The organism is Parabacteroides sp. AT13 (genome assembly GCF_002272965.1).
Taxonomy (GTDB): domain Bacteria; phylum Bacteroidota; class Bacteroidia; order Bacteroidales; family Tannerellaceae; genus Parabacteroides; species Parabacteroides distasonis.
In genome coordinates this window covers 773257-798242 of the sequence record NZ_NQMH01000002.1, presented here as the reverse complement: position 1 = coordinate 798242, position 24986 = coordinate 773257, and the positions used below count along the sequence as shown (strand labels likewise).

Below are 24986 nucleotides of genomic sequence, written 5' to 3'. Positions count from 1 at the left end.
GTTATATTAAAAAACTAAAGTTATATGGCGTATAAGATCGCGTTTTTTGGTGCTAAACCCTACGACATCGCTTCTTTCGATAAGATCAATGAGCGGTATGAGTTCGATATTCGTTACTATAAAGGACATTTGAATATCAATAATGTCGTCTTAACCCAAGGGGTAGACGCAGTATGTATTTTCGTGAACGACACGGCCGATGCCGATGTAATAAACGCTTTGGTTGCCAATGGTGTGAAACTGTTGGCGCTTCGTTGCGCCGGTTTTAATAATGTGGATTTGAATGCCGCCAGGGGGAAATTACCGGTCGTACGCGTACCGGCCTACTCACCCTATGCGGTCGCTGAATATACGTTGGCCTTGATGTTATCGTTAAACCGTAAGATACACCGGGCATACTGGCGTACGAGAGATGGCAACTTCTCCTTGAATGGCTTGATGGGATTTGATATGCATGGCAAGACCGCCGGTATTATCGGTACCGGAAAGATCGCCAAGATATTGATTCATATCTTAAAAGGATTGGGGATGCGTGTATTGGCAAACGACCTGTATCCGGATGAGAAATTCGCCAAGGAGGAAGGGATCACCTATGTCTCTTTAGACGAGTTATACAAAGAGTCCGATATCATTTCCTTGCATTGCCCGTTGACCGACCAGACCCGTTATCTGATCAACGACGATTCGATCGCCAAGATGAAAGACGGCGTAATGATTATCAATACGGGACGCGGGTTACTGATTCATACCAACGCCTTGATCGAGGGATTGAAGACCAAGAAAGTATCTGCCGCTGGATTGGATGTCTACGAGGAGGAGGGAGACTATTTCTACGAGGATAAATCGGATAAGATTATCGATGATGATGTCTTGGCCCGTCTGCTCTCGTTCAACAATGTGATCGTTACTTCCCATCAGGCGTTTTTCACGAAAGAGGCTCTGCATAATATCGCCGAGACTACCTTGCGGAACATCAAGGATTTCGAGGAAGGCCGTCCCTTAGTGAACGAAGTGACCAAGTAAATTCTAAAAAGGAACTATTATTTATCGCTGATTTATTATATTTTTGTGGCCATTGCTTGGTGGGAACCCAGCAATGGCTTTTTTAATTCAGAGGTATATATATGGAAATAGATAGTCAGACAGGTTTGGTGTTGGAAGGTGGCGGAATGCGTGCCATATTTACGGTGGGAGTATTGGATTATTTTATGGATCATGATATTTGGTTTCCTTATACGATCGGAGTATCGGCGGGCGCGAGTAACGGAATCTCGTATGCTTCCCGCCAGCGGGGACGCTCTCGTTTTAGCAATATCGACCTATTGAAGAAATATAATTACATAGGTCTTCGTCATTTCTTACGGGGAAGGGGATATATCGATCTGAATTTCTTGTTTTATGTCTATCCGGATTTGTATTATCCGTTGGATTACGATACCTATTTCAAGTCCAAGGATCGGTTCGTTATGGTCACGAGCAATTGCTTGACGGGTAAAGCGGAATATTTCGAGGAGAAGAAAGATAAGAAACGTTTGGTGGATATTTGTAAAGCATCTTGCACATTACCGATCCTCTGTCCAATTACGTATGTAGACGGGATACCGATGGTCGACGGAGGCGTATGCGATGCCATCCCTATCCGACGGGCTATCGCCGACGGCTTCTCCAAGAACGTCATCATCCTTACCCGTAACAAAGGCTATCGGAAAGAAGAGAAAGATTTTTACCTTCCCGGCTTTATTTATAACAAATACCCGGCGATCCGGGAACAGTTGCGACTACGATACCGGCGGTACAACGAGGTCTTGGATTACATAGACCAACTGGAGGCCGAAGGAAAAGCCTTCGTCATCCGTCCGCAAAGCCCGATTAAAGTCGGCCGTACCGGAAGCGACACAAAGAAACTGGAAGAACTATATGAGGAAGGCTACGAATGCGGAAAACAAATCACTCAATTGTAGAGACGGGGCATGCCCCGTCTCATCCCCTCAAAACAGTATTTTATTTACAACCTTGCAAATCCTTACTTAACCGCATAGCGCAGAAATTAGGACCGCACATCGTACAGTACTCTCCATCCGTAACAGCACTCTCCTTATAATACTGTAAAGCCCTTTCCGGGTCCAAGGACAAATTGAACTGGTCTTTCCAGCGGAAATCAAAACGTGCCTTGCTCAACGCGTTATCACGTACTTGAGCGCCGGGATGCCCTTTCGCCAAGTCAGCGGCATGCGCCGCTATCTTATAAGCGACCACCCCATTACGCACGTCTTCCTTATTCGGCAATCCCAAATGCTCCTTCGGCGTAACGTAGCAGATCATGGCCGTCCCATGCCAAGCAATTTGCGCGCCACCGATAGCCGACGTGATATGATCGTATCCAGGAGCGATATCGGTCGTCAACGGGCCCAGCGTATAGAACGGCGCTCCATGACAGGCATACTGTTGTTCCTTCATATTCTCATGAATCTTATTCATGGGAACATGGCCCGGGCCTTCGATAATCACTTGTACGAACTGCTCCCAAGCTATTTTCGTCAGTTCTCCCATCGTGTGAAGCTCGGCGAATTGTGCCGCGTCGTTCGCGTCATAGATAGAACCGGGACGAAGCCCGTCTCCGATAGAGACCGCCACGTCGTATGCCTTCAGTATCTCGCAGATCTCGGCGAAATGCGTGTACAGGAAGTTTTCCTCGTCATGAAGCTGCATCCATTTGGCCATGATCGATCCGCCTCTGGATACGATCCCCGTCAGGCGAGTCGCCGTCAGCTCCACATGCTTGCGCAACAAACCCGCGTGGATCGTGAAATAATCCACGCCCTGTTCCGCCTGCTCGACCAACGTATCCCGATAGATCTCCCAAGAAAGATCCTCTACCTTACCATTCACCTTCTCCAAGGCTTGATAAATAGGAACCGTACCCATCGGAACCGGGCAGTTACGGATAATCCACTCGCGCGTCTCATGGATATGATCGCCGGTAGAGAGATCCATCAACGTGTCGCCGCCCCATTTACAACTCCATATCGCCTTCTCGATCTCCTCGTCGATACCGGAGGAAAGAGCGGAGTTACCGATATTGGTATTGATCTTTACCAAGAACTTCTTACCGATAATCATCGGCTCGGCTTCCGGGTGATTGATATTCGCCGGGATGATCGCGCGACCGGCGGCGATTTCCTTGCGGACGAACTCCGGCGTGATATACGACTTCAGTCCCAAAGCCTCGATTTGCTGGTTCTCACGAATCGCCACGTACTCCATTTCCGGAGTGATAATACGCTTCTTCGCATAATACATCTGGGTGATATTCTTACCCTCTTTAGCCCGGAAAGGCAAGTATCGCTTGGGGAAACGCAGGGAATCCAGAGTCGCGTCCGCCAATCGCTCACGACCATAAGCGGAAGTCAATTCCGGCAATTGAACCACATCCTTACGCTTACCGTACCACTCCTCACGTATACGAGGAAGTCCTTTAGCGATATCAATCGATATCTTGGGGTCGGAATACGGGCCGCTCGTATCGTAAACGATTACCGGATTGTTCTTCTTGAAGATTCGTTCTCCATGCTCATCCAAGGTTACCGTGTCCAACAATTTAATCTTACGCATACCAACCTTGATCTTATTGATCTCGCCCGGGACATAAATCTTTTCCGAGGACGGATAGGAAATACGCATATTCTTTTTAGTAGCCATATGTATTTAGTTTAGTACTTATTGATTTCCTCTATAAACCGGCGGGTTTCCTCCACGGGATCGGGGGCATTGATAATCGCGCCCGAAACAGCGATTCCGGTTATACCCGTCTCCATCAAAGGGCCTACGTCTTCCAGCGTAATACCACCTATCGCAAAGATAGGAATATCGATGCCAGCCTCCTTGCATTGAGCGATTATTTTACGATAACCATCCAAGCCTAAGATGGGACTCAAATTCTTCTTGGTACCCGTAAAGCGATACGGCCCTAGTCCGATATACGAGGCGCCTCGTTCTACGGCCAGCCGGATATCCTCAAAAGTATTCGCCGTAGCCCCGATATAGAAGATGGCATTGGAATCTAACTTGTCTCTCAGTACTTCCCAAGCGATATCCAAGGGCATATCATTCTTACCCAGATGACAAGCCGTAGCGCCACATGTCACGGCAGCCTCCAGATCATCGTTTACGCAGAAATCCACGATTCGCTCACATTCTTCCGCGCAGATAGTGGCACATGTACGTACGGTATCCTCATAAATCCCATCCTTCATGCGCAACTGTATCCATGAGCACCCTCCTTGGATTGCCATGCTTACCTCGTCGCATTCCGTATATTTAGGCGTACGATGCGTTATAAACATCAAGCGATTGTTTCCACCAAAAGGGGGGCGTAATCCGGTTGTTCTCCGACCGACTCTTCCATTCTCATCATATCCGAAATAATAATTTAAGGCCATACTTGTAATCGTTTGAATTGTTTTATGAGTTGATCCGCAACAAGAAGGGAGGGATCGTTTCCCCAAAGGGCCCCGAGAACGGCGACACCGCCGAAGGGGATATCTTTTAATTTCGTTATTGTCCGCGGGCAGATTCCTCCCAAGGCAATCACCTTATCATCGATGATGCCCTTCGCGTTTCGCAATCCATCTAAGGAGAATCCGCTACCATATCCTTCTTTGGATATACTCTGAAAGATCGGGCTAAGGAACACATAGTCGCATACCGGTTTATACTCGATAATCTCTTCCAGACTATGGCAAGAACGACTTATACTACCTTTATATAAAGGTGGAGCTTCCGGGTTCCTCTTGTTCAAATGGATTCCTCCTAAAGCCCTTTCTTCTGCCAAGGTAAACCAATCATGAAGAACGATCCTGTCGTAATAAGCCGGAGAGATCTTATCCAATAAGCCCTCCAATTCATCACGTTTACAATCCGGTTTACGTAGATGTAAACGAGACATTCCTTCCGCGAATAGAAGTTCGATCAAAGAAGCTTCATCCGCGAAAAAATAAGGTGTAGTAATTACGACCAGCTTATTCATGATTCCATCGGATTTTATGAAGGGCAGAGGGTGAGAAGAAGTGGTTTACAGGTCCGTGCCCTTTTCCCATGCATACATTTGCCCCGTGAACGAGCGCGTTATTCATATATTCCTTGGCTAATCGTACGGCTTCCACCAATGAATGGCCGAGTGCCATATAAGCGGCGATGGCGGACGATAGCGTACAGCCCGTTCCATGGGTATTGAAGGTCTCCACTGTTGGCGAGGCCAGACAAATCGGATTATTCTCATTGATAAATAACCGATCCACCGTTTCTACTCCGGGAATATGCCCCCCTTTGATCAATATAGCGTTACATCCTTTTTCCTGCAATTTCCGGGCGGCACATAAGATATCCGCCTCGTTATTGATTTTTATACCGGAAAGATATTCCGTCTCGGGAATATTCGGAGTAAGCAGTGTCGCTTTAGGGAACAACTCATCCATGATGGTTCGGATGGCGTCATCCTCCAATAATTTACTTCCGCTCGTGGATATCATCACCGGATCTAAAATGATAGAAGTTCGTCGGAAGGAAGGTAAAGTCTCAGATACAACCTTTACGGCATCCTTGTTATGTAGCATCCCTATTTTTATGGCATCTACGATGAAGTCCTCAAGAATAGCTTCGATTTGTCCTCTCAAAATCTCGGGAGAGATCGCTTGGATCCCTCGCACCCCCTGTGTGTTTTGAGCGGTTATAGCCGTTATCGCCGAGGCTCCAAAAACACCCAGCGAGGAAAAAGTCTTAATATCCGCTTGTATTCCGGCACCACCGCCACTATCAGAGCCAGCGATCGTTAAAGCTACCGGATAACGGTACGTTTCATTTTTATCCATTTAACATTCGTTTTTCTTACGGCGGCATTACCCGCATCAAGTAGTAAGGGTATGATCTCAGCCCATATAGTATGGCACCCCTTCGATGACGCAAACTTAGTGAAAAAAATCGATATTAAGATATTTCCGGCTTTTAAACGATAATTTTAACGCAAGGTTATACTTCCATAGATCGTAGACGGGAGCCTTCTGGTTTTAGAAGGCTTCCGTCATATTCATATAAACCGCCATTCCTTTTTGGTTCGGGTCTTTGCCTACGTCTAGGCGGAAGTTCTTGCCGGGTTGCATTTGGATACGTAGGCCTACGCCGTAGTTGAATTTCCACTTATTCCAGTCTACGATAGGAGCGTTTCCGATCGTACCCGTGCCAACCCAACCTACAAAACCACACTTCGCCCAGAAATTACCGCTCTTATATTTCTCCACGCTGCCGAACATATGACGATACTCCAGAATCCCATACGCCATGGTCTTGTCACGGTACTTCCCCCAATAATATCCGCGAAGATCGAAAGGGGAACCAAATGAAGGAAGCTCCGTAAAAGGAACGTTCCCCACACCGATTTGTGTCTTGGCGATCCATGCCAAGGTGCTACGAGGACGAAATACTTGCTGGAATTGGCGGTATTCCAGTTCGAACATCTCATAATTATATGCACCGCCTAAATACTTTCCGTACACCTTGGCGATCGCGCTTAGTAACATACCGGAACTTGGGGTCGCCACATCATTTCGTGTATCGTATTGAATCAAGCCGCCGACACCGATATTGACATAATCTCGTTTGAACTTATTGAAATAAGGATCTTCGGCCATCACCGGGTTGATATCATCTGATTTGCTGAAATTAATATCAAAAAGAGGACCCGTATATAAATGAGGCCTAACTTCCCATACGAAACGGGGATATAGTTGGAAAGAACTCTTATGGAATTTCGTTGTCGAGTCGCTCTTCTCGATTTGCTCGATCGTCTCATAGCCTTTCCCGAAATAATGCGAAGGTTCGTTCCGATAACCGTAACTGATATAAATACGGAAGCGATTCTCGTTCAAGAATAAGGTACCAGCACCGGCAAAAACGAACGTCCCGTTTAAGGTGATGTTAAATCCCGCAGGGATAAACGATCGTTGGGATATCGTATCATTCTTGTTTAAGCGAAAGCTAGCCAAAACCGCGCCACCTACGCCAAAGGAGGCTTCCGGCGTGTAAGACGGTCCGCCAAGGATAGACCACCAGATCCTTTTGTTGGCCCGTATGGAGTCTTTATGTAATTGTTTATGATAACGTTGTATTTGCTTTTCGGTCATAGGCTTACCGTCCAGCATCAGCACTTCTTTCGGAATCGTGTCATTGGAAATACCTTGCGCCTTTACGGAAAAGGCGAATAGAAGGCAGGCCATATAAATTAAAAGATATCTAAACATTATTTTAATCAATATTTAGAGGGCAAAAGTACGAAATCCTCCTAATATGTATTCTTAAAGAATCCCTAATAAAAAAGAATAAACAGCTAAAAAGAAATGCTATTACAGTCTGGGGGGTGTAGAGACGTAGCGTGCGTGCTGCGTCTCTAAAGCTAAGATTGGTATAAGACCTTGCCCTCTTCGGATATTAACAGCAAGGTTAGTTCGCCGTCGGGAAGGATAGGAGCGCAATACGATTTACATTTTTGTAAAAGTAATGGGAAGAAACGATTTTGATCTTTTTCCGTAAGAAGCTCCCACAATTCACGGGCCAACGTAATCCGATTGATTGCATCTACGGTCGCCTCCTCGCATTTCGCTTCTTTCGCTACATCTTGAAGGAAGCCTTTGTTCATGACGACTTTTTTGCTGTGTGTATCCAGGAAACCTTCCGCAAGTTTCACCGCCTTGCCGATCATGATGCCTAAGATAACCTGCTTGAAACCTAAATCGGCAGCGATCTTTAGCGTCTCTCCGATAAAATTCCCGTAATGGACGAATGATTGTGGAGGCAAAGGAGCGTATAAGCTCCGAAGGTAGCGTTCACTCTTCGCCCCGGAATTAATAACCAACGTCTCGCAACCTATCGCTTTGGCGACACTGGCTTCTTTCCGTATCGAGGCGATAAAAGCGTCCGATGAGAAAGGACGCACGATTCCGGATGTCCCGATAATAGAGATTCCCCCGATAATTCCAAGTTTCGGATTGAAGGTACGTTTCGCCAACTCCTCGCCACCGGGAACCGAGACCGTGACAATAGCGACGGAATCGGGTGAGGGCAGGAGTGGAATCAGCTCTTGCCGGATCATCTTACGGGGCGTGGCGTTTATAGCCGGGCCACCGACTTTCAAGCCGAGTCCCGGAAGGGTCACGGTTCCGACTCCTTCACCTGCTTGGAAGATGACTCTTCCCGTATCGTCGCTTTCTGTTTCTTGACAATGTTCTTCTTGTGCCATTACCGTGGCACAACCGGATGCATCGGGAGATAATTGAACAGTAACCCGGATCCGGCTATGATTCGTCACGTCCGGATCATCCCCAGACTCCTTGATCACGGTACAGGTGGCGGAGGAACACCCGGCCCATTCGGTATAGGCTACCGGCAACGTTATCTGTTCTCCCGAGGGTAATGTTATCTGGCTTTCTGTTTGTTCCTTCCGTGATAATAAGGCCAATAAAGCAGCTTTTGCGGCGGCGGTAGCACAAGCTCCGGTCGTATATCCGCTTTTCAAGGGAAAGAATTCTGGTAATAGGCGTTCAATTTGTTTGCGCAATCCGTCTTCACCATACACTCGGTAGAAAGTTTCCGGTAATGCGGGACGCTTCACGACAAATACTGGTATTCCGAATTGGCGGGCAGCGTTCACTTTATCCGTAAAATAGCCGGAGAAACCACTTTCCTTTGTCAAGATGGCGTCCGGATGGAGTTGCTCCAACAACTTTAACTCATCCTCGCCTTCTCGATAGAAAACCAGACTTTCTTGGGGGAAGCCCTGCTTCTCGGCCAACGACAAAGATTCCTCCCGCTCCAATATACGGAACCAAGTGGTATGCGATCGCCAATAAGGGCGGAGCGGGGCAAGGGTGTTCACGCCACTGAGGGCAAGTAGCCGTTGGATACCTTTGTTTTCCATTTGGTGAATTGCGTCTGCATAACTATCGCACCAAATCAAGTCCTCATCACGAGGTGGATACCGACGTTCGTAACGGATCACCGGAATCTGTAAACATTTCGATACTTTTTCGATCGTTTGGTGTAACACTTGAGCGAAAGGGTGTGCCGCATCAATCAATAGCTTAATCGCGTGGTCACGACAAAAACACTCCATTTCCTCCGCATTCATGGCTCCGGTCAAACGGATTCCATGCGCGCATTCAATGGATTGCAAAGTTCCTTTCGTAGAATAGTAATAGATAGCGGCTGCCTCGTCCGCTACCCGCACAGCCACACGACCTTCTGTCGTTCCTCCAAGGATCAGTATCATTACTTACGGAAAAGATGTTTGAATTCATCCGCATATAAGCGGGATAGACCCTTGCGATTATCGATGGCATCCCCGACGACAAGTAATGTTGTCAGTGTAAGATGATTCTCTTTTACGATTTTCGCGAGATCTTTCAGTTGCCCACGGTAGATCCGCTCGTCTTTCCATGTCAATTTATAGCAAGCGGCTACCGGAGTGGTTGGAGCGTAATGTCGCGATAATTCCTCTTGGACCTTCTCTACGACACCGGCGCTTAAGAAGATACACATCGTACTTTGGCTTTGAGCCAGTTTGTGCAGTTGCTCTTTCTCAGGCATGGGCGTACGTCCTTCGCCACGAGTGAGGATGATCGTTTGTACTTTCTCCGGAATCGTGAACTGGGAATAAAGAGCGGCGGCGGCGGCTTGGAAAGAGGAAATACCCGGAGTGATATGATAATCCATCCCGTATTGATCAAAGTAATTCATTTGCTCTTGAATAGCTCCATAGATGCAAGGATCGCCCGTGTGCAAACGAACGACAAACAATCCTTTATCATAAAACTCTTTCATCAACGCAAACTGTTCTTCCAGATTCATATCCGCCGAGCTTCGCACCGTAGCGCCTGCCTTCGCGCATAAGGTAAGTTCTTTCGGGACGAGGCTTCCTGCATACAGGATCAAATCCGCTTTCTCCAACATTTGCCGTCCGCGGATAGAGATCAAGTCCGGATCGCCGGGACCGGCTCCTACGATCTCGATATGTCCCTTGCGGCAGGCCGTCCGATCTAACGCTACGGCAAAGGTATATTCATTTCCTTTCCCTAAATCCGCTTTTTGCTTCTCGACCAAAAGCGGACCGCCATGAGCCGCATAAATGGCGGAAGCTTCCGATACACTTGGGGATTCGGTTACCTCCAGTACCTTCTCCGAGGGATTGGGTACCGGGATATCTTTCAGCTCCTCCGATGTATAGGTGTGGAAAGGGCATTCCATAACTCCATAAGCCAATAATGTCAGCACCGGTTCGCATTTCTTCAAATCGATTGTATTTACATCCGCCAAAGCTTCCGGATATAGGCGTTTATCACGCAATACATCTTTAATATGTTCGTAAACGACCGTAGGATCGCCTTGCATATCCTTGCGGCAACCCATTCCTAGGTGGAGGACTTTCGGTATATAGGTGATCGTAGGGATGGATGTATCGTATTGTTGGGGACTGACGATCATCAATAACTCATAGTCTTGCTGCGGTATCGCCTCGAAGGAATAAAAGATAGAGACATGAGACGGGACCGTACGCTCCAAATAATCCGTTCCTTTATCTCGTATATCAAGGAGTAGCGCTGTCGGTTTTCCATTGACAAAAGTGGAGATGGCGGCATTGCTATCTTTGGCGATCAAGGTCCAATCGTATTTCTTCCCTAATGTATCGAGCGCCCATAGGTTTGCGTTGTCGCTTTGTGTCGTAATAATCGCTTCGGCTCCTAATAGGTTCGCTAACTCTTTGGAAAGATCGTTCGCTCCACCGATATGTCCAGATAAAACAGGAATCACGTATTTGCCGGTACTATCTATACAAACCACGGCCGGATCGGTATGTTTATCTTCCGCGAAGGGAGCGATACTGCGTACGCAAATTCCCATCGCTCCAATAAATACCAAACTACTGGATTCGTGAAAAACCTCTTTTGAGAAAGAGCCGAATGGTAATATCTTCGCCTCGGGATAAGAAGCAAGAATTCGCTCAGCAAGCCCCCGGCTGCTATCGGATATTGGAATAATTGATATTGTACTCATAATTTATAAATAACATTCACGGTAATCGTATTAAAATCATCAATCGTGATACGGGTTTGGGCGGATATCCGAAGACCGGTTTGGCGGACCGCTTCCTCTAAAAGCGCTTTGCTTTCGTCGGATACGGAGTTGAAGACGATGACACCGTTCTCTTTCATCTTTTTGGAAACTACCATAAGGATCTCCACTAATTTCCCGCCATGTCCGCCGATAAAGATTGCATCCGGAGCCTCCAACGCTGATAAATCCACCGATAAGAAATCTCCGATTATAGCCTCGATACCCGGAGTCCCAAAACGACGACAATTCTCAGTCATTAACTTTCGTCCCTCTTCCCGGATCTCAAAACTCGTGATATGCAAATGCGGGAACAGCAATTTAGCCTCTATCGAGACAGAACCCGTGCAAAAGCCGATATCCCAAAAACGTTCCCGGTTTCTCAGATCCAGCATGCTTAAAGATAACAAACGGATCGGCATTTTGGTTATCATCTTCTCCCGCCCGCTCAAATGCTCGAACGCGGAATCCGGCAGGCCGAACTTACGGGAATGCCCGTCACGCTCTTTCCGGAGAATCAAGCAATTCGGATGAACGAAATTATTCATTGCCGCAGCTTGTATACTGAATTGGCGGATGCTCTGCCGTTCGGTATTTCCTAACCGTTCTCCCACGAACATGGTATAATTATCATAGCCGTATTCCAGCATCCGGCGAGCGATAGTCGTAGGCGTATGTTCCCGATCCGTGAGCACGCCTATCTTAGACGCACTTTCGATCAAGGCACGATCGAACTCGTGCCAAGGCCGTCCGGTAAGGGAGACGATCCGCATATCGTGGTAAGGCATCAATAGATTTTGTGCCAAGAGTTGCAAGGAATTAAATGACGGGTACAGGCGGATTTGCGCATCCGGCAATCGGTTTTGAATCGTAACGGCGAATCCGAAAAACAAAGGATCTCCGGAAGCGAATACAACGATGCTTTCCCGACCGTCGTACGAACGATAGCGATCGAAGACCTCGTCCAACGGGACTTTTATATCGATCCAGTCCGCTTTCTCGGGCAAGAGCGAACGTACGATCTCATGATGCCGCACGCCTCCGGAGAACACCCGGTGGGACGAGATTATCTCCAATATCTCCGGCGGAAAGTATTGCCGCATATTATCATCCAGCCCTATGACATAAAATCGGTTCATACGTCTCTTCCCGGCTTTAATTGTTCTGCGTCATTAAAACAAAGGATGGCATTCACTAGCGTAGCCGCTAAATTACTACCTCCTTTACGACCTTCCACGATTAGTTTCGGTATACCGATAAAAGGTTTCACCATATGTTTGGATTCCTGCACATGTACGAAACCTACCGGAGCCGCGATAATGCCAGCTGGAGTGGCTTTACCTTTACGTATTAAATCGCATAATTCCATAAGGGCGGTCGGGGCGTTCCCGAAGACAAACAGAGCGGTCGGATGCTCTTCCACGGCCCGACGAATACCGGCTTGGGTACGGGTAATTCCTTTGCTCGAAGCCATCTCAGCGACCCGCTCGTCTTGAAGGTAGCATTTCACCTCGACACCCAGACGTTGCAGAGCTCCCTTACGAATGCCGGAAGCAGCCATCGTGACATCGGTGATGATCGTAGGAACTTCCCCGCCGCTGATCTTATTATATAATGTAGAGACAGCATCCGGGTCGGCATAAAGGATATTTTCCATATCGAAATCGGCCGTCGTATGAATGGCATGGAGTAACGCCCATTTCTTATCCAACGGGATCTCTTGGTTTTTCAGTTCCTTCTCGATCGTACGGAAACTACGGATCATGATGTCCTGTCCGATACCCGTATCCATTTTCTTTTGTTTGATCTCGCCATAATATCCCCGGGGAGTGATCATATGATTCCCGGAAAGATATGTTTGTGAGTTTCCGATCAAGACTACCGTAAACATATCGATCTGCTCGGGGTCCAGATCTGCGAGCGTAGTGACGAATACTTCTTGCTCCTCCCGTCCGGCCTGACGTACATAACCGACCGGAGTCTCCGGCTTGCGTTCTTGCAGGAACAATTCTTTTAAGCGATAGAGTTGCCAATAACGTCCCTCGCTTTTTGGATTATAGATCGCCGTAACAAAATCGGCCATGGCCGCCGCGTGAATCCGTTTCTCGATCAGTTCCCAAGGAGTCATCAAGTCTGAGAGGGAAATCACACAGAAATCATGTCCGATAGGAGCGCCAAGCAAGGACGCAGCTTTCTGGAAAGCGCTGATGCCCGGATACGACTCGATCTCGATCTCGCTTCCGGATTCTTTCTTCATCTCATAAATCAGAGGAGTCATGCCATAAATACCGGCGTCACCGGAACTGATCACGCAAACCGTCTTTCCCTCGTTGGCATAAGCGAAAGCTTGCTCGGCACGAGCTTGCTCACGTTTCATACCTGTATCTATACATTCCGTTCCCTCACGAAGCAAGTGGGTGATAAAACGGAAATAATATTTATATCCTATGATGACATCCGAGCTTTGGATAGCGGCCAAAACCGCAGGCGTTATATCGGCCTCGCTACCGGGGCCGATTCCGGCGACTATAATCTTGCCTTTATTCATTCAAATCTATTTTATAATACAATGTTCTCAATAAATATAATACAAATATACAGGCTTTACTTCTTTCTTCTCGCTTTTCGCCTGATATATTTTATCGCAAGCCATACACCGGATAAGGAAACGAACGTGCCTCCCAACATGGTTCCCCACATCACGATATTCCATAAGACCGGATGATCTACCAAGAATTTCAGATTCAAGCTATGCAATGCCGGATACATCCAATGGTTCCAACGAGACGGCGTATTTACATAACGGTATTGTCCATTACGGGGATTAATGTAATAACAACTATTATCCACGTCTTGAATAGATACTTTCCAGACCGGGAGTTCTAAATTCCTTTTTCGTGAGATATAATACGTATCATAAGCATCCAACCGTTTGATATCAGCCGTGGTCCCGATACCATGTATCTGAGACAATACGGAACGGATTTCTTCCGGTCGCAGGTTCAATAAAGATATCCCGTCACTCTTATTTGCGTTCACGACAATATCCTTCGTGTCTGTTTGTACGATGTAAAAGGGTATATCACCAAAACTACTCCATTCCAATTGACGGATCTGGCCGGGATAGGCTTGTACGACCGCCCTGTAATCCAACGGATAATCGAGTGGGGAAGGAGCCATCTTCCGCAGTTCTTGAACCGGGTTTATATCGAGCTTGGCTTTCAACCCCCAATCCTGTACACGAGCCAAAGACATCATACCACTAAAGCAGAAGGTGAGGACAAATAAACCGAATAACACCCCAAGAATATGATGCCATTTATACCAGAACTTCTTATAAGGGGAAATCAAATGACGTCTCCTCGCTAACCGGAAATCCCGTATTCCTAAATAGATCCCGGCGATACACATAACGCACCCGATTCCGGATAACCAGACAACTACCTTTATCCATAATTCAGCGTCTTGCCGCAAGGAAGTGAAATAGACCCAATGAGGGATCGCCCCGAGCCAAGCCCAGAAACGACTGTTTTTATCCGTATATTGCAAAACCTCCCCGGATTTAGAGGATATGTATAATTCATGTCGTTCCGGATCGGCGAAATGGAATTTATAGATCGGAAATTCCTCTTTTAAACGACCGAATGGAATCCATTGGTCCAAGGTGTACAAGGAATCTACCTTCGCTATGGAAGAGGTATTCCATAGTGATGCCACACGTTGGATATGATTCCAGTCGATTACGGGTAATCTTTCCGTCGAGTCGGCAGGAATATCATAGCTCCCTTTCTCCGTCCGGATATGAAAAACAGTTTGTCCCAAATAGCTGTTTAAGGTAACATGGCTTATCCGCTCGTTCTGCGGTAAACGTTTCTCTATCTGGTCTAACGAAGGAAGATTCTCCAGAGAGAGAATATCCATCTTCGCCCGTTTATCGGCCCGGTCCGCTCGCGGGAACGTATGGTAGATCATTACCAATCCCGATAGGAACCAAACGAGAAACAGGATACTGAACGCCGTGCCCAGTATCCTGTGTATAAATAGCGTGATCTTTGTCAATAGATTCATGAGCGTATGTTCTATATATTATAATGTATAGGAGATAGCCACTTGGAAATTACGAGGCATGCTTGGCACCATCTGTTGTCCGAGCGCTTGGTTATAATAATTGTTGTCAAACAAGTTATTCAAGTTGAATGTAAGGTGAATATTGTTGTTCAACAAATAAGACATACCGAAATCGGTTACCCAATACGGATCGAACCAAGAGTTGTTAGATGTATTACGGTATACTTTACCGGTATAACTGCTACTCAAGTGAAATTCCAGATTCTTCAAGACACCCCGAGGGATGGTATAACTGCCGTATGCGTAGAAAGTCTGGTTCGGTACGTTGCTCTGCCAGTTTCCTTCTTGGCTATTCAATTGTTGCTTTGTCTCATCCGGGTTATTGCCATAGATAGCCTCGATCAATTCCGGATCCTTTATTTCTTTCATCTCCCGGATCTTGGAGTCGTTCAATCCATAACCGATCGTCAGCGCTAAGGTGCTTACCGGAGAAAGAGTGACATCAAAATCAAAACCTTTGGAATCTTGTACACCCACCTGTCCGATTACACTCATCGTGGTAGTCTCGCCGTTTACTTCCTCTTGATAGTTGTTGGTCAACGTAGCCGTACTGTTCATCTTCCGGATATAGAACAAGCTGGCATTGGCGCTTAATATATTGTTCAATTGATATTTAAGACCCACCTCGGCTTGGTATCCTTTCTCCGGCTTAAATACTTCCTCATTGCGAGCAGGCTCGAAACGATTTCCATCACCTCCTACATAAATGACGTTATCTTGATAGAACGTACGGATCGGCTTGAAGAAAGAGGCGAAAGACGCATAAATGGATGTATTCGGATGGGGCAGATAGACCGCTCCGAAACGATAAGTCAACGCCTTATTCTTTATCATATTGAAGCTTGAATGCTCCTCATACTCACGTCGTCCGGTAGGAGTTGTAGCGCTGGCGGACATATAACGGAAAAAGTCGTAACGTAGAGCGGCTAATACCTTCCATTGCTCGTTGAACTCAACCATATCTTGAAGATAAAGGCTGTTGGAATAATGATGCGTAACCGTTGCTTTCGAGAATTTACTGGTCATATATCCCATGCTATGCGGATCATAAACGGATACATGCGAATAAAGGCCGGGACCCTGAACATCATCTCCTAAATTATAGCCCGAATAGCTGGTACGATTCAAGGCGACGAAAGAGTAACCTCCCATATACGTATGCTTTATCTCACCCGTCCTGAATTTACCGCTTAGCTCGAGCGTATTGGCTACCGTCTTGGCTATATGGGAGAAGCGAAGCGGGAAAGAAAGATATACACTGTCCAAACAGATATATTTTTTCTGGCCGTTTTTCATATAATAATGATCATAGATCGGATCATCACTTTCGAGATAGTCGAGGGCTTCCGTCCCAAAATAGTTGATATCGTCGTTATTGTAAGAAAGGCGATCTGTTAGTTTCGCGCCGTTCCAAAAAGTATGTGTGTATTGCGTCGATACGTTCCATGCGTGATTCTTCATAAAGTCGGACTCGTTATTGTAGCGAGCCTCACGGTCAAGTCCCGGTAGCATCTCATTTTTATGGAGATATAACTGTCCTGTTTGCACATTATATACATCATTTGCCATTAAATCGGGAAGACCGATCTCCGTCCCATAGAAGTCGCGGTTAAAACCTCCGCGAACATCTAATATGTCACGTTCCGTCATTTTAGCTTGCAATGCCAGATAACCGGAAAAGCGACGGTTGCCATTATCACGCCAGCCCTCTTGATCGGAAAAGTTGACATTGGCGTAATAATTGACCGGACCGACCAATTTACCGCCCATGCCAAGTGTCGCCTCTTTATTCTCGTAACTACCGTAGGCCAATCGAGCATTAACGCTCTGTTTCTCTGACGGGGATTTACGAACGATATTCAAGGTTCCACCTACGGCTGAATGTCCGTAAAGTACAGAAGCCGGTCCCTTTAATAATTCAATAGACTCGATACAGGATAGATCGGGTACGGGATAAGAGTTGTTTATTGCCGAACGTTCATCGCGGATACCGTCTATCATCATGATAGAATGATCGAAACCACGGATCGACAATTGTTGAAATGCGCCATAAGATGTCTGGAATCGTACGCCCGGCATAAAGCGTACCGCATCTTGGATATTACGGATACCTCGCAACTCCAAACTACTCGCCGTAATGCTATTAATTGAAATAGGAAGATATTTCATAGGTACGTCCAACTTCGTGATTTGTGGACGTGGCTTGCGTGCGGCGGTCGCTACGACTTCTTGAATATTGAATGTCGTATCGGCGAAATTCGTGTACTCATTCTTGTGTTGTGCCTGCATCGTACTGATACATAAGGCTGTCAACGGTAAGATTGTCAAAACTCTTTTCATATATTTAGCATTATAACTGTTTATTGTATGCATGTGAAATCCCTTTCGAAAGAAATTCCATTTTCCTTCGAATGAAAATTTAGTTTCTTTCGGAAGGAATTACTTTTTCTTCCGAAAGGAATAAAACATAGATTTGGAGAACTTTTTTAGTCCTTCTCTACCGCATAAGCTTTCTTCTTATCAACGATATCGATCATCTTATGTTTAGCCATGAAACGGGCATGTTCGATGAAGATCTTCTGAATATCCGGATTCTGTCCCAGACCTTCCATAAATACGCTTACCTCGTAGCCTTTCTTTTCCAGTTCCTCTTTCCAATCACCGGCGATATCGTTTTTCGCATGGTCTCCGGCGACAAACATAAATGGCATCAACAAGACTTTCTTCGTTCCATTGGCCTTTACTTGGGCTACCATCGTATCAAAAGTAGGATAGCCCTCGATGGTTCCTACGGAATAATCCTTGAATCCCTTCTCCTTCAACATATAATCCAACATGGCATATTGAGCCGTCGCCGGAGTATAAGTGCCATGGCCTACCAATAAAGTAGCGCCTTCTTTCGCCCCATTTTTTGTGATAGCGACGATTACCGCCTCATAATCCTCCGGTGTATACAATAAAGGATTACCGATACGAATCTCCTTGAAAGAAGATTTCATGGTGGCAACATCCTTACGTAAGGATTCCATCTCGATACCTTCGATTATATTCGTGGATTGGATCAAGACATGTGTATAACCATCAGTCTTTAATTTTTCCAAGGCCTCGATCGGGTTCAGTTTCTCTACGCCACGAGCTTTTAAGCGGCGCATTACAATGCGAGAAGTCCATGCCTCACGCAACTCAACATCTTTGAAAGCTTCTTTCGCTTTTTGATTGATCGCGTCGATTGTCAAGGCACGGGTATCATCATGGGTTGTTCCAAAATGTACCATCAATAAAGCGGCCTTATCGCCCGGTTGTAAAGAGGCGAATAAATCGGATGCTACAAAATTCTCGCCATCGTGCGCACGACAAACTAGGCTGATGACCAGCAGGAAGAAAGATAGTAAGTGTTTCCTCATCATATGAATATATTAATAATTAGATTACATATCAATCCCACGGAGACAACGTATTATTCCGTCTCCAACATCTTTTAGATATAGGTGATATTTCTATCCTCTTAATTACTCCTAACCCCGGGAGGAATTAATCATTACTTCGCTTGGCAGGTTTCCTGACTGGCTCGGAAAGCAACCTTCCCATCTTTCTTAAGACAGTGGCATAGCAGAACGCTTTCCTTTTCAAGAGCTTCACAGTAGCGGGCACTGTTCCGGATTCTAACCGGATTCCCTTTTATAGAATTGTCGGTAGACAAACTCTATCACCTAAGCGGTCGCAAATTTATATAAATAATCCCGAAAAGTAACAACATCTTTCAAAGAATCCCTGTTTCAATAGCATCTTTTTTGTTTAACATCAAATAAATAGATATGGAATGGATAACTAATTTACTTCAACATTATCCGGAGCTAGCTATTTTCATAACCTTAGCTCTCGGTTTCTGGATTGGCAAGTTTAAGATAAAGAAGTTCACGCTGGGAACGGTTACCAGCGTATTATTGGTCGGTGTATTGATCGGGCAATTAAAAATCGATATAAGCGGACCGTTAAAGTCCGTCTTTTTCTTGATGTTCCTCTTCGCTGTAGGATATAGTGTTGGGCCACAGTTCTTCCGGGGATTGAAAAAGGAAGGTCTTCCTCAAATGCTTTTCGCCGCCGTCATGTGTGTGTGTTGCTTGATCGCTCCTTTTTTACTGGCGAAACTTATGGGATATAACGCAGGCGAGGCCGCAGGATTATTGGCGGGCTCCCAGACGATGTCGGCAGTATTAGGAGTTGCCGAAGATACGATCGGACAGATGAATATTAGCGATACGGATAAAAGCGCTATGGTCAACGTGATGCCCGTGGCCTATGCGGTAACTTATATTTTCGGTACGGCAGGATCCGCATGGTTGGTGAGTGATATCGGGCCACGTCTTTTAGGAGGACTCGACTACGTGAAAAAAGCCTGTAAAGAGCTAGAGGCTAAAATGGGAAATAACGACGAGAGCGAGCAACCGGGCTTTATGCCTGCCGCCCGTCCGGTAACTTTCCGGGCCTATAAGATTAGTAATGAATGGTTCAAGGAGGGTAAAAGCGTAAAGCAGTTGGAGGAATATCTGGACCAATTAGGACGGCATTTGTTCGTGGAGCGTGTCCGTATTAATAATGTACTAACCGATGTTAAACCGGATTTGGTTTTACATACCGGAAATGAGGTTGTCCTAAGCGGTCGCCGGGAATTCGTGATCGGAGAGGAGAACTGGATTGGCGACGAGGTCAATGACATTGAATTGCTCGATTTTCCGGCAGAGACGTTACCCGTACTAGTGATCCATAAGGAATACGTGGGGAAAAAGATCTGCTATTTACGCAATCAATCGTTCATGCACGGTGTTAGCGTCAAGTCCATAAGGCGTGCGGGTATCAATATCCCGGTCTTGGCCGCTACGGTGATAGATTCCGGTGATATGTTGGAATTGGTGGGTATGAAATCAGAGGTAAATAAAGCGGCTACGACTTTAGGATATCCCGATCGCCCAACCAATCAGACCGATTTGATTTTCGTGGGTATCGGTATTTTCTTAGGGGGAATTTTAGGTTCGCTCGCGATTCATTTCGGAGGTGTCCCGATCAGCCTGAGTACGAGTGGCGGCGCTTTGATAGCCGGACTCGTCTTTGGATGGCTTCGTTCCAAGCATCCGACCTTCGGGCGTATTCCGGAGCCTTCCGTCTGGATATTAAATAATTTGGGACTGAATATGTTTATCGCCGTAGTCGGTATCACGGCGGGTCCCAGTTTCGTGACCGGATTGAAGGAAGTCGGTATAAGTTTATTTATTATCGGTGCTTTAGCGACATCTATCCCGCTTATCATCGGTATTCTGATGGGACGTTACGTTTTTAAGTTCCATCCGGCTATCACTTTAGGTTGCACGGCAGGTTCACGTACGACAACCGCCGCATTAGGAGCGGTGGAAGATGCCGTAGGAAGTGAGACTCCAGCCTTAGGCTATACCGTTACCTATGCGGTGGGTAATACTTTATTAATCATCTGGGGTGTCGTTATTGTGCTAATCATGTAATATATATAATGTATGGACAAGAAGAAAATACATGTCACGAGAGAATATGAGAAAAAGATGTCGGAGATTAGCCCTTTCGAGCTAAAGAACATCTTGATAGAGTTAGCGGATGAGAGCGCTCGTAAAAGTACGCACATCATGCTGAACGCAGGAAGGGGAAATCCAAACTGGATCAGTACGGTTCCACGGGAGGCATTCTTCCTATTAGGGCAGTTCGCCTTGGAGGAATGCCAGCGGGAAACCGAATTGGCAGATGAGATGGCCGGAGCCGCAGGGGTTCCCAACCGCAAAAGGATCGCGTCTCGCTTCGTACAGTTTCTAAAGAAACATGCGCAATCTCCCGGCGCTACTTTATTGAAGGGTACCTATGAATATCTGGTCACGGAAAAAGGTGTAGATGAGAATGAGCTTGTATATGAATGGGCGGAAGGTGTCATTGGTGATCAATATCCGGTTCCCGATCGTATCTTGAAATATACGGAAATGCTCGTGCGGGATTATTTAGACCAAGAATTATGTGACAACCGGCCCCCCGAGGGAGTATTCGACCTTTTCGCTGCCGAAGGCGGAACTGCCGCCATGTGTTACATCTTCGATTCCTTGCAGCAGAATTTCTTGTTGAATAAGGGAGACAAGATCGTCCTTTTCGCTCCGGTATTCACTCCTTATATAGAGATTCCGGAACAGGCCCGTTATCTTTTTAATGTCATAGAGATAAAAGCTTTGAAGATGACAAAAGACGGCTATCACACGTGGCAATATCAAGAAAAGGATTTAGATGTCCTAAAAGATCCTAGCGTGAAAGCCGCTTTCATAACAAACCCGAGCAACCCGCCTTCATACGGATTGACAAAAGCATTGATGAATAGGATCGTTGAGATCGTACGGAACGACAATCCCAACCTTATGATTATTACGGATGACGTGTATGCGACATTTATTCCGCATTTTCGCTCGATGATGGCCGAATTACCAAAGAATACGTTATGTGTCTATTCTTTCTCCAAATATTTCGGGGCAACCGGATGGAGATTGGCGATAATCGCTTTACATCAAGATAATATTTACGACCGGATGATCCGTGAATTGCCAAGAGATAAACAGGAGCTTCTAAAAAAACGATATAGCAGTCTATCCTTACATCCCGAGGATATCCGCTTTATTGATCGTATGGTAGCCGATAGCCGTCAAGTAGCCTTGAATCATACGGCCGGTCTTTCCTTGCCACAACAAACACAAATGTCTCTGTTTGCGTCTTTCGCTCTATTAGATGCGGAAAATACCTATAAGAAAAGGATGCAGGATATGATCCACGAGCGTTTACACACATTGTGGGAAAGCACCGGATTCACCTTATTAGACGACCCTTTGCGTGCGGGATATTATAGTGAGATCGATATGCTTGTCTGGGCTAAGAAATTCTATGGGGATGATTTCGTGGAATATCTAAAAAAGAATTACGAACCTCTGGATGTCGTTTTCCGTCTGGCACAGGAAACTTCCTTGGTTTTACTGAACGGAGGAGGTTTTGATGCTCCCGAGTGGTCTATCCGCGCATCTTTAGCCAACCTTAAACGGGAAGATTATGTCCGGATCGGAAAGGGTATCGCATCTATTTTGCATAGTTATGCCCAAAGATGGAAAGAAAGTCTCGATAAGTAGAAAAAACAGCTCCAAGGCTTGAACAAAACGGGCTAATGGTACGTTTTATTAATAAACGTGCGATTAGCCCGTTTTTCTAAGTTATCCGGGAGATTATAAATAACCTCTATAACCTCATAGAAATTATCGAACAAATTGTATTTCATTATATTATATATTTGTTGATAATAAAAACAAAGACTCATTGGCAGATGTCTTATTTATTACATTTTAGCTGGTTATAGATAAATATATTTGCGAAAAGGCTTACAATAAAAAACGAATATGAATATGGTGTACGACATTGACATGCTTAGAAATTTCTATGCGAATTTCCCCAGAAGAGTGGACACAGCCCGCGAACGTATCGGTGGTCGCCCGATGACCTTGGCCGAGAAAATCTTATATGCGCATCTATACGATGAAAGCTCGACTCGCCTTTTCAAAAGAGGTGAGGATTATGTGAATTTCCGTCCCGACCGTGTGGCTATGCAAGATGCCACCGCTCAGATGGCGCTTTTACAATTCATGAACGCCGGAAAAGAAAAATCCGCAGTACCGGCTACCGTGCATTGCGACCATTTGATCCAAGCGAATATGGGAGCCAAAACGGATATCGATACGGCTACCAAAAGCAATAGCGAGGTCTATGATTTCTTGAAATCGGTCTCCGATAAATATGGAATCGGTTTTTGGAAACCCGGAGCAGGCATTATCCATCAAGTGGTATTGGAAAATTATGCGTTTCCCGGCGGTATGATGGTAGGAACTGATTCACATACCCCGAATGCCGGAGGACTTGGAATGGTCGCTATCGGAGTAGGAGGAGCCGATGCTGTGGATGTCATGACCGGAATGGAATGGGAACTGAAGATGCCGAAACTAATTGGTGTTAAGTTAACTGGTAGTTTGAATGGTTGGGCCTCGCCGAAGGACGTGATTCTTAAGCTAGCGGGCATCTTAACCGTAAAAGGTGGAACGAACGCTATCATCGAATATTTCGGTCCGGGCACCGCCTCAATCTCAGCGACCGGAAAAGCTACGATCTGTAATATGGGTGCCGAGGTAGGAGCGACTACTTCCTTATTCCCATTCGATAATACAATGGCTCAATATCTTCGTGCCACGGGACGTGACGAGGTAGCGAGCTGGGCCGAAGCTATCGGTGAATATCTGGAAGCGGATATGGACGTTCGTGCCGAGCCAGATAAGTTTTACGATCGTGTAATCGTTATTAACCTTTCCGAATTGGAGCCGCATATCAACGGTCCGTTCACGCCGGATGCAGCTACGCCTATCTCGGAGTTTGCCGCAAAAGTAAAAGCGAATGGCTATCCCCGAAAGATGGAGGTCGGATTAATCGGTTCCTGTACCAACTCTTCTTATCAAGATCTAAGCCGTGCGGCATCTATTGCTCGCCAAGCTTATGAGGATAAAATACCGGTAGCGGCACCCTTGATCATCAACCCGGGTTCCGAGCAAATCCGTTATACGGCAGAAAGAGATGGTATTATCGGTGATTTTGAACGGATTGGCGCAACCATTATGGCGAATGCCTGTGGTCCTTGTATCGGACAATGGAAACGTCATACGGATGATAATACCCGTAAGAATTCGATCGTTACTTCATTCAATCGTAACTTCGCTAAACGTGCGGACGGTAATCCGAATACACATGCTTTTGTCGCTTCTCCGGAACTGACACTGGCCTTGACCATCGCAGGTGATCTATGTTTCAATCCTTTGACCGATACCTTGAAGACAGAGGATGGTAAGGTTGTGAAACTGAAAGAACCGAAAGGCTCGGATTTTCCGCCGAAAGGTTTCGAGGTAAAGGATAACGGCTATCTGGCACCTACGGGTAAGAACGTAGTGGTGAACATCGATCCGGAATCCAACCGCCTACAAGCATTAAAGCCTTTCGCTCCTTGGAATGGAGAGGATTTCACGGATATGCCCCTTCTTATCAAGGCTGAAGGTAAATGTACGACGGATCATATCTCGATGGCCGGTCCATGGTTACGTTTCCGTGGGCATTTGGAAAATATATCGGATAATATGTTGATGGGAGCCGTAAACGCTTTCAACGGGAAGACAAACTCTGTATTGAATCAACTGAACAATGAATATGAAGCAGTTTCTGCCGTAGCGAAACAATACAAGGCAAATAGTATTTCCTCGATCGTCGTAGCGGAAGAAAACTACGGTGAAGGCTCTTCCCGGGAACATGCAGCCATGGAGCCCCGCTTCCTAAATGTAAAAGTGATCCTAGCCAAGAGTTTCGCCCGTATCCACGAGACAAACTTGAAGAAACAAGGAATGTTAGCACTGACTTTTGCCAATAAGGAGGATTACAGCAAGATCCGCGAGAATGACCATATCTCGATCATCGGATTGAAAGATTTTCAGCCGGGCAAACCGTTGACGGCCGTTCTTCTTCATGCGGATGGTACGCAAGAATCATTCCCGGTTAACCATACGTATAATGATTTACAAATTAAATGGTTCAAGGCGGGTTCCGCTTTAAATACAGCTCACTAAGACAAACAA

General features: G+C 46.1%; 17 protein-coding genes and 2 riboswitches. Of the genes, 5 read left to right on the top strand and 12 right to left on the bottom strand.

What is annotated here, in order from left to right:
• The first annotated feature begins 24 nt into the window (after window positions 1-24).
• Window positions 25-1023, top strand: coding sequence for a 2-hydroxyacid dehydrogenase (locus CI959_RS17705; protein ID WP_057317046.1), 999 nt, complete (start codon window positions 25-27; stop codon window positions 1021-1023).
• 101 nt (window positions 1024-1124) lie between these two features.
• The gene (locus tag CI959_RS17700) at window positions 1125-1961 is read left to right on the top strand and encodes a patatin family protein (RefSeq protein WP_005857012.1); all 837 of its coding nucleotides are present in this window, start codon (window positions 1125-1127) and stop codon (window positions 1959-1961) included.
• A 40-nt stretch (window positions 1962-2001) separates the two neighbouring features.
• On the opposite strand, the gene thiC is transcribed toward CI959_RS17700, so the two are convergent.
• From thiC to CI959_RS17640, 12 genes are all read right to left on the bottom strand, one after another.
• On the bottom strand, window positions 2002-3699 hold the full coding sequence (gene thiC / locus CI959_RS17695) for a phosphomethylpyrimidine synthase ThiC (protein WP_009017432.1): 1698 nt from the start codon (window positions 3697-3699) through the stop codon (window positions 2002-2004).
• Window positions 3700-3710: 11 nt separating this feature from the next.
• Window positions 3711-4439, bottom strand: coding sequence for a thiamine phosphate synthase (locus tag CI959_RS17690; RefSeq protein ID WP_009017433.1), 729 nt, complete (start codon window positions 4437-4439; stop codon window positions 3711-3713).
• The gene (locus CI959_RS17685) at window positions 4430-5026 is read right to left on the bottom strand and encodes a thiamine phosphate synthase (RefSeq protein ID WP_009275930.1); all 597 of its coding nucleotides are present in this window, start codon (window positions 5024-5026) and stop codon (window positions 4430-4432) included. The genes CI959_RS17690 and CI959_RS17685 overlap by 10 nt, the downstream gene beginning before the upstream one ends.
• Window positions 5019-5867, bottom strand: coding sequence for a bifunctional hydroxymethylpyrimidine kinase/phosphomethylpyrimidine kinase (thiD, locus tag CI959_RS17680; protein ID WP_009017435.1), 849 nt, complete (start codon window positions 5865-5867; stop codon window positions 5019-5021). The genes CI959_RS17685 and thiD overlap by 8 nt, the downstream gene beginning before the upstream one ends.
• Window positions 5862-5959, bottom strand: a riboswitch (TPP riboswitch). (Overlaps the previous gene by 6 nt.)
• Window positions 5960-6062: 103 nt before the next feature.
• A complete protein-coding gene (locus tag CI959_RS17675; RefSeq protein WP_057317047.1) occupies window positions 6063-7292 on the bottom strand; it encodes a BamA/TamA family outer membrane protein in 1230 nt (409 codons plus the stop codon).
• 152 nt (window positions 7293-7444) lie between these two features.
• The gene (gene cbiD, locus CI959_RS17670; RefSeq protein WP_057317048.1) at window positions 7445-9316 is read right to left on the bottom strand and encodes a cobalt-precorrin-5B (C(1))-methyltransferase CbiD; all 1872 of its coding nucleotides are present in this window, start codon (window positions 9314-9316) and stop codon (window positions 7445-7447) included.
• Window positions 9316-11097, bottom strand: a complete 1782-nt coding sequence (cobM, locus tag CI959_RS17665; protein WP_057317049.1) for a precorrin-4 C(11)-methyltransferase — start codon at window positions 11095-11097, stop codon at window positions 9316-9318. Before cobM ends, cbiD begins: the two co-directional genes overlap by 1 nt.
• Window positions 11094-12293: a bifunctional cobalt-precorrin-7 (C(5))-methyltransferase/cobalt-precorrin-6B (C(15))-methyltransferase gene (locus CI959_RS17660; protein WP_057317050.1), complete on the bottom strand. Its 1200-nt coding sequence runs from the start codon at window positions 12291-12293 to the stop codon at window positions 11094-11096. The genes cobM and CI959_RS17660 overlap by 4 nt, the downstream gene beginning before the upstream one ends.
• Entirely contained in the window at window positions 12290-13702 is a 1413-nt protein-coding gene (gene cobJ, locus CI959_RS17655; RefSeq protein ID WP_005862324.1) for a precorrin-3B C(17)-methyltransferase, read from the bottom strand. The genes CI959_RS17660 and cobJ overlap by 4 nt, the downstream gene beginning before the upstream one ends.
• A 56-nt stretch (window positions 13703-13758) precedes the next feature.
• Window positions 13759-15222 (bottom strand): PepSY domain-containing protein, encoded by a 1464-nt coding sequence (locus CI959_RS17650; protein WP_057317051.1) that lies wholly within the window; start codon window positions 15220-15222, stop codon window positions 13759-13761.
• Between the two features lie 18 nt (window positions 15223-15240).
• On the bottom strand, window positions 15241-17622 hold the full coding sequence (locus CI959_RS17645) for a TonB-dependent siderophore receptor (protein WP_008779872.1): 2382 nt from the start codon (window positions 17620-17622) through the stop codon (window positions 15241-15243).
• Window positions 17623-17768: 146 nt separating this feature from the next.
• Complete coding sequence (locus CI959_RS17640) at window positions 17769-18686, bottom strand: sirohydrochlorin cobaltochelatase (RefSeq protein ID WP_005862321.1); 918 nt, start codon at window positions 18684-18686, stop codon at window positions 17769-17771.
• 127 nt (window positions 18687-18813) lie between these two features.
• Window positions 18814-19011, bottom strand: a riboswitch (cobalamin riboswitch).
• An 86-nt stretch (window positions 19012-19097) separates the two neighbouring features.
• Between CI959_RS17640 and aspT the strand changes: the two genes are divergently transcribed.
• The 3 genes from aspT (at window position 19098) to CI959_RS17625 (ending at window position 24977) form a co-directional block, all read left to right on the top strand.
• Window positions 19098-20795, top strand: coding sequence for an aspartate-alanine antiporter (gene aspT, locus CI959_RS17635; RefSeq protein WP_057317052.1), 1698 nt, complete (start codon window positions 19098-19100; stop codon window positions 20793-20795).
• A 12-nt stretch (window positions 20796-20807) separates the two neighbouring features.
• Entirely contained in the window at window positions 20808-22457 is a 1650-nt protein-coding gene (locus tag CI959_RS17630) for a bifunctional aspartate transaminase/aspartate 4-decarboxylase (RefSeq protein WP_009017444.1), read from the top strand.
• 270 nt (window positions 22458-22727) lie between these two features.
• Window positions 22728-24977: an aconitate hydratase gene (locus CI959_RS17625; RefSeq protein ID WP_011966311.1), complete on the top strand. Its 2250-nt coding sequence runs from the start codon at window positions 22728-22730 to the stop codon at window positions 24975-24977.
• Window positions 24978-24986: the final 9 nt, after the last annotated feature.

Coding starts and splice junctions, on each gene's coding strand:
- CI959_RS17640 (WP_005862321.1), bottom strand. CDS start 18,686: ATGAGGAAACACTTACTATCTTTCTTCCTGCTGGTCATCAGCCTAGTT.
- CI959_RS17700 (WP_005857012.1), top strand. CDS start 1,125: ATGGAAATAGATAGTCAGACAGGTTTGGTGTTGGAAGGTGGCGGAATG.
- cobJ (WP_005862324.1), bottom strand. CDS start 13,702: ATGAATAAAGGCAAGATTATAGTCGCCGGAATCGGCCCCGGTAGCGAG.
- CI959_RS17685 (WP_009275930.1), bottom strand. CDS start 5,026: ATGAATAAGCTGGTCGTAATTACTACACCTTATTTTTTCGCGGATGAA.
- CI959_RS17660 (WP_057317050.1), bottom strand. CDS start 12,293: ATGAACCGATTTTATGTCATAGGGCTGGATGATAATATGCGGCAATAC.
- CI959_RS17675 (WP_057317047.1), bottom strand. CDS start 7,292: ATGTTTAGATATCTTTTAATTTATATGGCCTGCCTTCTATTCGCCTTT.
- thiD (WP_009017435.1), bottom strand. CDS start 5,867: ATGGATAAAAATGAAACGTACCGTTATCCGGTAGCTTTAACGATCGCT.
- cbiD (WP_057317048.1), bottom strand. CDS start 9,316: ATGATACTGATCCTTGGAGGAACGACAGAAGGTCGTGTGGCTGTGCGG.
- aspT (WP_057317052.1), top strand. CDS start 19,098: ATGGAATGGATAACTAATTTACTTCAACATTATCCGGAGCTAGCTATT.
- thiC (WP_009017432.1), bottom strand. CDS start 3,699: ATGGCTACTAAAAAGAATATGCGTATTTCCTATCCGTCCTCGGAAAAG.
- CI959_RS17625 (WP_011966311.1), top strand. CDS start 22,728: ATGGTGTACGACATTGACATGCTTAGAAATTTCTATGCGAATTTCCCC.
- CI959_RS17705 (WP_057317046.1), top strand. CDS start 25: ATGGCGTATAAGATCGCGTTTTTTGGTGCTAAACCCTACGACATCGCT.
- CI959_RS17630 (WP_009017444.1), top strand. CDS start 20,808: ATGGACAAGAAGAAAATACATGTCACGAGAGAATATGAGAAAAAGATG.
- CI959_RS17645 (WP_008779872.1), bottom strand. CDS start 17,622: ATGAAAAGAGTTTTGACAATCTTACCGTTGACAGCCTTATGTATCAGT.
- CI959_RS17690 (WP_009017433.1), bottom strand. CDS start 4,439: ATGGCCTTAAATTATTATTTCGGATATGATGAGAATGGAAGAGTCGGT.
- CI959_RS17650 (WP_057317051.1), bottom strand. CDS start 15,222: ATGAATCTATTGACAAAGATCACGCTATTTATACACAGGATACTGGGC.
- cobM (WP_057317049.1), bottom strand. CDS start 11,097: ATGAGTACAATATCAATTATTCCAATATCCGATAGCAGCCGGGGGCTT.